The organism is Mesorhizobium sp. M0185 (assembly GCF_040322175.1).
Taxonomy (GTDB): domain Bacteria; phylum Pseudomonadota; class Alphaproteobacteria; order Rhizobiales; family Rhizobiaceae; genus Mesorhizobium.
The window spans coordinates 131,911-142,517 of the sequence record NZ_JAMYSY010000014.1 but is presented as its reverse complement, the minus strand read 5'-3'; the positions used below and the strand labels follow the sequence as shown (position 1 = coordinate 142,517).

Annotated in this window: 12 protein-coding genes and 1 pseudogene; 7 read left to right on the top strand and 6 right to left on the bottom strand. The window is 60.8% G+C overall.

What is annotated here, in order from left to right:
• Positions 1-154 (bottom strand): annotated as a pseudogene (locus NKJ20_RS14130) (S-(hydroxymethyl)glutathione dehydrogenase); the annotation flags it as partial.
• A gap of 317 nt (positions 155-471) precedes the next feature.
• On the opposite strand from NKJ20_RS14130, the gene NKJ20_RS14125 reads away from it, so the two are divergent.
• The 5 genes from NKJ20_RS14125 to NKJ20_RS14105 all read left to right on the top strand — a co-directional run bounded on the left by NKJ20_RS14125 (position 472) and on the right by NKJ20_RS14105 (position 5,022).
• The gene (locus tag NKJ20_RS14125) at positions 472-1,647 is read left to right on the top strand and encodes an ABC transporter substrate-binding protein (protein ID WP_502902807.1); all 1,176 of its coding nucleotides are present in this window, start codon (positions 472-474) and stop codon (positions 1,645-1,647) included.
• A gap of 21 nt (positions 1,648-1,668) precedes the next feature.
• On the top strand, positions 1,669-2,634 hold the full coding sequence (locus NKJ20_RS14120) for a YVTN family beta-propeller repeat protein (RefSeq protein WP_352541893.1): 966 nt from the start codon (positions 1,669-1,671) through the stop codon (positions 2,632-2,634).
• Positions 2,635-2,768: 134 nt separating this feature from the next.
• A complete protein-coding gene (locus tag NKJ20_RS14115; protein ID WP_352744726.1) occupies positions 2,769-3,521 on the top strand; it encodes a lanthanide ABC transporter ATP-binding protein PedB/LutE in 753 nt (250 codons plus the stop codon).
• Positions 3,522-3,532: 11 nt separating this feature from the next.
• Complete coding sequence (locus NKJ20_RS14110) at positions 3,533-4,393, top strand: lanthanide ABC transporter permease protein PedC (RefSeq protein ID WP_352622146.1); 861 nt, start codon at positions 3,533-3,535, stop codon at positions 4,391-4,393.
• Between the two features lie 98 nt (positions 4,394-4,491).
• Positions 4,492-5,022, top strand: coding sequence for a hypothetical protein (locus tag NKJ20_RS14105; RefSeq protein ID WP_352744723.1), 531 nt, complete (start codon positions 4,492-4,494; stop codon positions 5,020-5,022).
• 27 nt (positions 5,023-5,049) lie between these two features.
• On the opposite strand, the gene NKJ20_RS14100 is transcribed toward NKJ20_RS14105, so the two are convergent.
• The 4 genes from NKJ20_RS14100 to NKJ20_RS14085 all read right to left on the bottom strand — a co-directional run bounded on the left by NKJ20_RS14100 (position 5,050) and on the right by NKJ20_RS14085 (position 8,357).
• Complete coding sequence (locus NKJ20_RS14100; protein ID WP_023678847.1) at positions 5,050-5,250, bottom strand: hypothetical protein; 201 nt, start codon at positions 5,248-5,250, stop codon at positions 5,050-5,052.
• Between the two features lie 295 nt (positions 5,251-5,545).
• Positions 5,546-6,361, bottom strand: coding sequence for an oxidoreductase (locus NKJ20_RS14095; protein ID WP_352744721.1), 816 nt, complete (start codon positions 6,359-6,361; stop codon positions 5,546-5,548).
• Positions 6,362-6,427: 66 nt separating this feature from the next.
• Complete coding sequence (gene fabF, locus NKJ20_RS14090) at positions 6,428-7,732, bottom strand: beta-ketoacyl-ACP synthase II (protein ID WP_352744719.1); 1,305 nt, start codon at positions 7,730-7,732, stop codon at positions 6,428-6,430.
• Between the two features lie 46 nt (positions 7,733-7,778).
• A complete protein-coding gene (locus tag NKJ20_RS14085) occupies positions 7,779-8,357 on the bottom strand; it encodes a TetR/AcrR family transcriptional regulator (RefSeq protein ID WP_352646177.1) in 579 nt (192 codons plus the stop codon).
• Positions 8,358-8,436: 79 nt separating this feature from the next.
• On the opposite strand from NKJ20_RS14085, the gene NKJ20_RS14080 reads away from it, so the two are divergent.
• Together NKJ20_RS14080 and NKJ20_RS14075 are read left to right on the top strand one after the other, a co-directional pair.
• Complete coding sequence (locus NKJ20_RS14080) at positions 8,437-8,799, top strand: hypothetical protein (protein ID WP_352724291.1); 363 nt, start codon at positions 8,437-8,439, stop codon at positions 8,797-8,799.
• Positions 8,800-8,910: 111 nt separating this feature from the next.
• A complete protein-coding gene (locus tag NKJ20_RS14075; protein WP_352744717.1) occupies positions 8,911-9,369 on the top strand; it encodes a nuclear transport factor 2 family protein in 459 nt (152 codons plus the stop codon).
• Between the two features lie 203 nt (positions 9,370-9,572).
• Here NKJ20_RS14075 and NKJ20_RS14070 read toward each other — a convergent pair whose 3' ends face one another.
• Positions 9,573-10,532, bottom strand: a complete 960-nt coding sequence (locus NKJ20_RS14070) for a LysR family transcriptional regulator (RefSeq protein WP_352450677.1) — start codon at positions 10,530-10,532, stop codon at positions 9,573-9,575.
• Between the last annotated feature and the right edge of the window lie 75 nt (positions 10,533-10,607).

The window sequence follows — 10,607 nt, the reverse complement described above, 5'->3', positions numbered from 1 at the left end:
GGTCGGCGCCCGACAGCGTGAACTCGTCGGTGTGGCAGATGCCGGTTGCCTTGATCTCGACCAGCACCTCGCCATCACGCGGACCTTCGAGGTCGACCTCCATGATCTCCAGCGGCTTTCCGGCGGCGACGGCGACAGCGGCGCGCGTTTTCATCAGGCAATCCTCCCGTGACGACCCATAGAGTTTCTCATTCCGCCATTGCTGCGGATGAGACCGCAATACGCTCATTCATCGCCGTATCCCCGCGAAAAGGAATAGGACTAAAGCAGACACGTAAGTCCACTTGCGGGGCTTTGATAAATCTTGTGGCGTCCGCTAAGCTCATTGTGGGCACCTTGAATTCGCGCTGGTCCGGGAACAATCGGACTTTAGTGCAAGAATGGGCAGTTTTATCGATGACGAGCGCGGTGCCAGGCACTCTCGCGGCCTTTTTGTGCTTTTTTTTCCAGACCGCCAACGTTACAGGCGTGATGGCCCAGGAAGTGACGGGCAAGCAACCGCTCGCTGCCGACAGGCCGGAAAGAAAGATAGCCGAAATCAGAATAGGTTATTTGCGGGCCTACGCGCCGCAACTGGCGCTTTCCCTGCTGGACCTGCCGCCACGCGACGAAGGTGTCGCCGGCGCCAATGTGGCGATCGGCGACAACAACACGACAGGAAAGTTCCTCAGCCAGAAATTCAGCCTCGACATAGCCGAGGTCAAGCCGGACGCCGACGCGGTTCAGGCGTTCAACGATCTGATTGCCAAAGGTGACCGCTATGTTGTCGCTGACCTCTCGGCCAGGCAATTGCTGTCGATCGCCGACATCGCCCGCGACAAGGGCGTTCTGGTCTTCAATGTCGGTGCCACAGACGACAGCCTGCGCGAGGAAGACTGCCGCATAAACATTTTCCATGTGGCGCCGACACGAAGCATGCTGGCTGACGCGCTCGCGCAGTATCTCGTGATAAAGAAATGGCCGAATTGGGTGCTGCTCTATGGTTCGCATGAGCGGGATCATCTCTATGCGGCCGCGTTGCACCGCGCGGCGGCTCGCTTCGGCGGTCAGATCGTCGCCGAGAAGGAGTTCAAAGACACTGGCACGGCGCGCCGCACCGACACCGGCGCCACGCAGATACAGCAGCAGATTTCCGTGTTCACGCAGGATCTGCCGGAGCATGACGTGGTGCTTGTCGCCGATGAGAGCGAGGTGTTCGGAACCTATGTGCCCTACCGCACCTGGACACCGCGGCTGGTCGCCGGCACGGCCGGTCTTGTTGCATCGTCCTGGCATCCCGCGAGCGAGCAATGGGGTGGCATTCAAATGCAAAGCCGTTTCCTGAGGACGACCGGCCGGCGAATGCTGTCCAAGGATATGTCGGCCTGGACGGCGGTGCGGGCGGTGGGCGAAGCCAGCACACGGACCAATGGCGACGATCCGAAGAAGATCAGCGACTACATCCGCTCGGACGATTTCTCGGTCGCCGCCTTCAAGGGACAGAAGCTGACCTTCCGCAAGTGGAACCATCAGCTTCGCCAGCCAATCCTGCTCGGCGACACCAAATCCGTGGTCTCGACATCGCCACAGGAGGGTTATCTCCACCAGATCTCCGAGCTCGATACGCTCGGCGTGGATCAGCCGGAAACGAAATGCGTCCTTAAGTAGAACCAATCGGGAGGAATTTTCGTGCAGAGACGAGCTTGCGCACTCGCCATTCTCGGCTTCATGGCCAATCCGGCGTGGGCTTACACCGTTTATGTCTCCAACGAGAAAGACAATACGATAACGGTCGTCGACACGGCGACGATGCAAGTGGTGAAGACCGTCGAAGTCGGCCAGAGGCCGCGCGGTATCACCATCTCGCATGACGGCAAGTTCATCTATTTGTGCGCCAGCGATGACGATACGATCGAAATCATCGATACCGCGACGCTGCAGATCGTTGGCACGCTGCCATCAGGCCCCGATCCCGAACTGTTCGTGCTTTCGCCCGACGGCAAGACGCTCTACGTCGCCAACGAGGACGACAATCTCGTCACCGCGATCAACGTCGAGAGCAAGCAGGTCATGACCGAGATTCCCGTTGGGGTGGAGCCTGAAGGCATGGCCGTCAGTCCCGATGGCAAAACCATGGTCAACACCTCCGAAACCACCAGCATGGCGCATTTCATCGACACCGACAGCCATGAGGTGACCGACAACGTCCTGGTCGACACGCGTCCGCGCTTTGCGCAATTCAAGCCCGACGGATCACAGATCTGGGTCAGTGCCGAAATCGGCGGTACCGTCAGCGTCATCGACAGTCTCAAACGCGAGGTGGTGAAGAAGATCCAGTTCGCGATTGCGGGATTGCGGCCCGAAACCATCCAGCCGGTCGGCATCGCGATCAGCGCCGACGGCAAGAAAGCCTATGTCGCTCTCGGCCCAGCGAACCACGTCGCCGTCATCAACACCGAAACCTACGAGGTGGAAAAATACATCCTGGTCGGCCAGCGCGTCTGGCATCTCGACTTCACCCCCGATCAGAAGACGCTGATCACCACCAACGGCAATTCCAACGACATCACCTTCATCGACACGGCGACGGACGAGCCGGTTCAATCGGTTACGGTGGGCCAGCAGCCTTGGGGCGTGGCCATATCGCCCCACTAGACCGCAGCAATGATCAGGGAGGCCGACGTGATGAATATTTGCCGCGGGGATGTTGCAAGTGCACTAGATAACCAGCGCGCCCCGAAGGAGCCAGCGGCATGCAGCATGTGAGGACAAGCGGAGCTGGAGAGGAGATGGCAGCGCTCGATGTTGCCGGTATCAGCCATTCCTATGGTCCGAAGCGAGCGCTCCAGGACGTCTCATTCTCGATCGCGCCGGGAACTTTCACCGTTCTGCTCGGCCTCAATGGGGCCGGCAAGACAACTTTGTTCTCACTGATCAGCCATCTTTACGGCACCCGCCGCGGATCGATCCGCATCTTCGGCCATGACGTCAGCCGCGCTTCAGGCGAAGCGCTCAGGCGTGTCGGCATCGTATTCCAGGCACGCACGCTCGACCTCGACCTCAGCGTCCACCAGAACCTCTCCTACCATGCCTCGCTGCATGGCATTGGCGCACACCAAGCCCGGCAGCGCATTCCCGAGCTGCTCGATACAGTCAACATGCAGGGCCGTCAGCATGACAAGGCACGCAGTCTTTCCGGCGGCCAAATGCGGCGCATCGAGATCGCGCGGGCGCTGCTCCACCGCCCTTCCCTGCTGCTGCTCGACGAGGCGACGGTCGGTCTCGACATCCAGTCGCGTGCGGGCATTTTGGCCACCATCCGCAAACTCGTCGAAACCGAGGGCATCGGTGTGCTGTGGGCGACGCATCTGATCGATGAGGTCGAAGACGGCGACCATGTCGTCGTGCTGCGGCAGGGCGACCTGGTTGCCAAGGGTAAGGTGGCCGATGTCATTGCGACGAGCGGTGCCAGTTCGATCCGCGACGCCTTTTCCAGGCTCAACCGCATCGAAACAAGCGGCATCGCGGAGATGTCGCCATGAGCGCTCCCGCAATGCCCGCAAAAGTCGCCGCCCTCACGCCGGTGAAGTTCGAACAGTTTGGGCTCCACCACTACCTCGTTTGCCTCAAAGGGATCGTCGTGCGGGAGTGCCTGCGCTTCCTGCATCAGCGCGAGCGCTTTATATCCTCCCTGGTTCGGCCGCTCGTCTGGCTGTTCATTTTTGCCGCCGGATTCCGGCAGGTGCTCGGCGTATCGATCATCCCGCCCTACAAGACTTACGTGCTCTACGAGGTCTACATCACGCCGGGCCTGTGCGGCATGATTCTGCTGTTTTCGGGCATGCAGTCTTCGCTGTCGATGGTCTATGACCGCGAAATGGGCAACATGCGTACCCTGCTGGTCAGCCCCTTCCCGCGTTGGTTCCTGCTGATGTCGAAGATGCTCGCCGGTGTCGCCGTGTCGATCGCGCAGGTTTACGCGTTCCTGATCGTTGCCTGGTTCTGGGGCGTCAAGGCGCCGCCGCTTGGCTATCTCACCGTGCTGCCGGCGCTGTTCCTGTCAGGCATGATGCTGTGCGCGCTCGGCATGCTTCTGTCCTCAATGATCAAGCAGCTCGAGAACTTCGCTGGCATCATGAACTTCGTCATCTTTCCCGGCTATTTCGCTTCTCCGGCACTCTATCCCTTGTGGCGTATCCAGGAGGCTAGCCCCCTGCTCTACAAAATCTGCCTCGCCAATCCATTTACTTACGCCGTCGAACTGATCCGCTTCGCCTTCTACGGCCAGGTTGACTGGCTGTCGCTGGGCGTCGTTGCCGGCTGCACGCTGCTGTTCCTGGCCGCCGCCATCATCGCCTACGACCCTTCGCGCGGCCTGATGACCCGCAAACAGGACACGGGAGGAAATGCCTGATGGCGCGTATGATCCATGTTCGCAGCCTGGCTGTGATTGCCATGCTCGCGCCGGGCGTCAACGCCATGGCAGCCAACCCCGATCCAGACTGGCCCTGCATGCAGCGCAAGGTGCCGCAACTCTCGCTCGGCCAGATCTGGAGCGGACCGGATCTTCCTTCAGCCGCGAAGGACTGGTCGAAGGACCCCACCATCTCCGCCCTGATCGAGGAAGTGGCAGCTCGCCGGATGCCGATTGCGGAAGCTCAAAAGAAGATCAGGGATTTCGCGGCCTCCTTGCCGGCCGAGCAACGTGCACCCAAAATGGCGATGATGGTGCAAGGCATGTTCGACCACCTGGACGCAGAGCGTTCGCAGGTGATCTCCGGTATTTCCCGCTACGCCCACAAGCAGCTCGAAATGGCCGCCGCGTTGCGCAAGGAAGCGTCCGATGTCGATGCATTGCGGGCAAAGCCGGATGCAGATCCCGAAGAGATCGATCGGCGAACCGAACAGCTGAAATTCGCAACGCGAATTTTCAATGAACGCGTCCAATCACTGACCTACGTCTGTGAAGTGCCGACGATAATCGAGCAGCGGCTTTATCAATTGTCCAAGGCCGTCTCGGAAACGCTCGCCGCGAAGAAATAGAACCTCATTCGATCTTCGCGGCGGATATCACGATCCACGGCCGGGCAGCACGCGCCAGCGCTGAACGAAATAACCGGGATGCGTCTCGATCCACTGGGCTACCAGCGATTGCGCCTGCATGAAGGCGGTCCCGGGATTCATCGCCAGGCCATCCACCATCTGTTCGCGTTGTTCACAGGTCTGCGGCACATCCGTCAGGCAGACCATCATAACGAGCGTGTAGAGCATTACCCCTTGTCCCCTTCGATTCCCGAACCCCATGCCCGGGAGTTTCCGTGATACCGACCAGTCTGCAGGGATCGCACATACGGATCACTTACGGGTGTGAAAGGAACGTGGCCCCCGCTCTTTCGCGCCGCAATATAACATGGCGCTAATCTAACGCCAACGACCGCAGGGCTCGGTCGCGGACGCGCGCGCATCGAAGATGCGCGTCCGGCTGTGCCAGTGCCAAAAAATGTGAACTCCTGGAACGCGCTCTCGCATGGGCTCGACCGAAACAGGAATATCATTGTTGTCGACCTCAGACCGGCAGTCCGTTCTGCTTTCGCAGGCTCTTGTCGAAAGCGGATGCGGGGACGAAACGGCGCAGGAAGCTGACCTGGCGCGCCATTTTTCCAGCCGCATAGCGCCTCTTCGGAGCGGGATCGGTCGCAGCCGCCAAAACGGCCCTGGCCACAATTTCCGGCGCATCGCCTTTTTCCATCGCTTTCCGCACAGCTGCATTCATGCCGGCGCGCGCAGAGTCATAGATGTCAAGCAACTGATCCGGCCTGGCGAGATTTTCTTCAAATGAGGTGCGGGTATAGGCGGGCTCCACCAACACGACGCGAATTCCGAAAGTACGCAGTTCGTGGTCGAGCGATTCGGAGTAGCCCTCAACGGCATGCTTGGTCGACGAATAAAGCGCGAAATAGGGAGCTGGAATGAACCCCTGCACCGAGCTCAAATTGACGATTCTGCCCTTGCCTTGGCGGCGCATTGTCGGCAACACCGCTTTGGTTACTCGCATAACGCCAAACACGTTCACGTCAAACAACGACTTGGCCTGGGCCATCGAGGACTCCTCCGCGCCACCAAGCAGGCCAACGCCGGCATTATTGACAAGCAGGTCAATGCGCCCGGTCTCGGCCAGCACGTCCTGGACAAGTTTCGCCACGGACGTGTCATCGGTCACGTCACAGGCCAGCATGGTAACGCCATCGGATCGGTCGACGACCGCGCGACGGCTGGTTCCGAACACGCGAAAGCCCGCGTTCTGCAGGGCTTTGGCCGTTGTGTGCCCGATACCGCTGGATGCCCCCGTCACCAGGGCGACGCCTAGATTGGTCTTGTTCATGGAGGTCACTTCTTTCTTCGTTTTGGATTGGCGTGGGAGAAGCACGACAGGTCGGAGCGAAAGGCGTCAATCATGAGCGCCTCCGGTACTCGCGCCGGCCAGATCATCCGTCCAGCGCCGGAACAGCGCGCTGGCATTAACGCCTCCGAAGCCGAAGCCGTTGGAGATTGCATAGCCCATCGCCATCGGCCGGGCCCGGTTTGCGACGAAGTCGATCCCGTTGCCGGCCGGATCGGGAGCGCCCAGATTGAGGGTCGGCGGTGCCATCTGATCTCTGAGCGCCAGGATTGCGAAGATTGCTCCGAGCCCGCCGGCGGCTCCGTGCAGGTGTCCGGTCGCCGATTTCGTTGCACTGACAGCTATCGCGAAATCGCGCCCGAACACGCTCTTGATCGCTTCGATCTCACCCAGGTCGCCCACCGGCGTGGAGGTCGCATGGGCATTGAGATGACGAACCTCGCGGGGCGAAATCCCTGCTTGGGCGATTGCGATCTCCATGGCCCGGCGCGCACCGTCGCCGTCCTCGGGACCGGAGGTGACGTAATGAGCATCCGCCGTCGTGCCGTAGCCGACAAGCTCGGCCAGCGGTCTTGCGCCGCGCGCCAGCGCGTGGCTCAATTCCTCGATGACCAGCATGCCGGCTCCTTCGCCCATGACGAAGCCGTCCCGCGACTTGTCGAACGGTCGGGAGGCCTCATCAGGACGGTGATTAAAGGACGTCGAAAGAGAGCGTGCCGCGGCAAACCCACCGAGGCTGACAAGATTCATGCATGCTTCCGTCCCGCCGCACACGGCAATATCGGCCTCGTTGGCGCGGATTAGGCGAGCCGCATCGCCGATCGCCTGAATGCCGGCCGCGCACGCCGTTACGGGTGCACCGAGCGGACCTTTGAAGCCATAGCGGATCGAGACGTGGCCTGCCGCGAGGTTCACCAGGAAGGACGGCACCGTAAAAGGTGATAGACGGCGGACGCCGCGCCGGTCGACCGTGCGCACCGCCTCGGTTATGGCCGGGAACCCGCCGACGCCCGAGGCGATGATCGTGGCCGTGCGCAAGCGATCCGCTTCCGAGACGGGGGCCCATCTTGCTTGGGCGAGCGCCTCTTGTGCCGCGGCCAGCGCAAAGAGAATGAACCGGTCTACCTTGCGCTGATCCTTCGGCGGAAGGATGGCTTCCGGATCGAAACCAGCGTCCGGATCTTCTTCTGTGGAGGGCACCACCCCGCCGACCTTCGCCGGCAGGTCGCACACCACATCATCCGCAAGCCTCCGGATGCCCGAGCGGCCGGCCAGGAGACGCGACCAGGACGTTTCAACATCGGCAGCAAGGGGCGTAACCGCTCCCATGCCCGTAACAACAATCCGTCGCATCTATTTTCCTGTCAGTTTGGGCGCGCCGCAGGCGCCGCGACGCCGTTCAAGTGCCGGCTGATTCACGAACTTGATTGGCCGCCGCATCCAGAAAGGCCTGCGCGAGGTCAGGATCGTTGATGACGCGCGATAACATCAGCGCACCGACCATCGTCGAGAGAATTGCCATGGCCCTGCCGTCGAACTCCCCGTCACTGGTCTCAGCAATGAAACGGCCGAGGATCTCGAGATGCTCCTTGATCCCGGCTTCGAACGGCGCTTTCACGTCCTTGCCCTGTCTGGCGGCATCCGAGCCGAGCGCCACGATCGGGCAGCCGTCCATCTTTTCTCCGCGATGGTCCATACTGAGGTAGAACGCGATCACCGCGCCAAGCGGATCATCAGGGTTTGCCGCAGTCGCGGCCGACCATCGACGGGTGGCGCTCTCCATCGCCCGCCTGGACGCCTGCGCCGCCAGGTCGTCCTTGGATGCGAACTGCTTGTAAAACGCGCCTTGGGTCAGTCCGGCACCCTTCATCAGATCCTTAAGGCCGATACCATCAAAGCCGCGCTCCCGAAAAAGGCGGCTTGCCACGTTGATTACGGTTTCTCGGTTTTCCGCTGCCTGAGTACGACTTACGCGCATTGTTGATCTCTTTTTTAGATTGCGTTCGTAATCTATAGCCTATATAGAGTTCGAACGCAATCTAAAAAGGAGATACGAAATGATCCGCAAAACCTTAAGCGCATCGCTCCTGGCTGCGCTGTTTCTTGCGACCCCGGCTTTTGCCGAGGAGGCCACCATTGGACGCCCGATCGAGGGCGGCAGCCTGCACGAGGGACACCTTGACATGGTGGTCTACTACGTCCCGGTCGACGGCGGCCTCCTGGAGGTCACCGCCACCTTCGCGCCGAAGACCGGGGGCGATCCGCTGCGCGTCGTCATGGGCCTCGCCGACGACGACTCCGTGGCATTTTCCATGCCGGGCCACCAGGACTCGCTCTACGCGTTCTCAAGGTCCGGAGATGAGGTGACGGTCTCGACCGAGACTGACATGCATCTGCGAGCCGACGCGACAATACGCTGAGCCGAAGTTCAGACCGCAGCCGGCGTGCTGCTGGCCGTGGGCTCTCGCGTCCGCTCGGCTTGCCACATGGTGCCTCGATCACGCCATCGAATAAGTTTGGGGAGAGGTCAAATGCTATACAGTTATTTTGTCGAGAAATCGATCCGAGAGAGCTTCGACGACGTCAACAACCATCGCTGGGATGAGGCGGTGAAGGCACTCGCGCTGCATGTCCATCACCGCGTTTCCGGCGCCCACGCACTTGGTGATGAGCGCCGCGACAAAGAAGCCATGCGCCGCTGGTTTGAGCGCCTCGGCCGCGTCCTGCCCAATCTCCATCTCACGGTCATCCACATCTGGGTGAAGGGCTGGCCGTGGCATACCACCGTGTTTGCCCAGTGGGACGGCACCGCAACGCTGCTCAATGGCGACGCGTCGTACGTCAACCGTGGTCTCCACGTGTTCACCCTGCGGTGGGGCAGAGTCTATGCACTTGAGGAATTTTACGATTCACAAGCAGCGGCCCGCGGTCTTGCCGCCCAAGCGGCAGCTGGCCTCGAAGAAGCTGTCGCCGAACCAATTGTAGGCTAGCAGACGCTCAGTCAAAGCCCACCCGTTCCGTGAACGCGGGGGCGCTACCCCGTGGCCCAGCGCTTGGAGGGCGGTCGCCTCGGCTCCGCAAATGCGTGCCACCAGCGATGCCTCGGCTCGTGAACATCGGTCAGGAGGTCACAGCCGATCAGCCGCTGATACACACCATCGTTTGTCTGAAGCGTTTGCCTGGACCGCGCGCCCTAACTCGCGCGACCTCTACTGTTCAGTTCCTCGTGCGGATAGAGCTTGCCGAACAGTGGCAGGTACATCGCGCCCTTGCGCATCAGGAAATCGTGGAAGGTCGCCATCGCCGGCGAGATCGCGTGATCGCTGCGCATCACCGAAAACCATTGCCGGCGGATCGGCATGCCGACGACGTCGAGGATGACCAGCCGGCCAGCCTCGATTTCCGCGGCGATGGTGTGGGCAGAGATGAAGGCGATGCCGAGCCCGGCCATCACCGCCTGTTTGATCGTCTCGTTCGAGCCCATCTCGACGCCGAGATCGTCGATGCGGCCAGGCACGTCGCTCAAAAATATTTCCAGCGAGATGCGCGTGCCGGAGCCGGACTCGCGAATGAGGAAATGCTCCTCGGCGATCCGCTCCTTGGAAATGTCGCGTGCCGACGCCAGCGGGTGGTCGGGCGGTGCGATGATGACCAGCGGGTGATCGCCGAAGACCGAAGCACGCACCGGGACTTCCTTGGCCGGGCGTCCCATCAGCGCGATATCGATGTCGTGGTTCTTCAGATTGTCGATCGTCTCGGCGCGGTTGCCGATGGCAAGGCGCATGTCGATATCGGGATGTTCCTTCATGAAGGCGGCCATCAGCCGCGGTGCGAAATATTTGGCCGTGGAAACGACGCCGAGCCGCAAGCTGCCGGCGCGCACGCCCTTGATTGCATCCATCTTGTCTTCGAGCAGACGAAGCCGCTCCTCGATGGCCTGTGCCGTCTCGACGAAGGCCAGACCTGCGGCAGTGGGACGCATGCCGTCCGACGTCCGGTCGAACAAGGCCAGTTGGAACTCCTCCTCCACTTGCCGCAACTGGATCGTTACCGCTGGAGGAGACAGGCCTAACACCTTGGCCGCGCTGACGATTTTTCCGTGGCTGATGATTGCCTGAACGGTCTTGAACTGCTTGAGCGTGAGGTTTCTCATTGGGCATACTAAAATTTTTTTATTGCCTGAGTAAAGTTATTGAATTTTACTTATCCAGCGTCGTTTGTTCTCCTT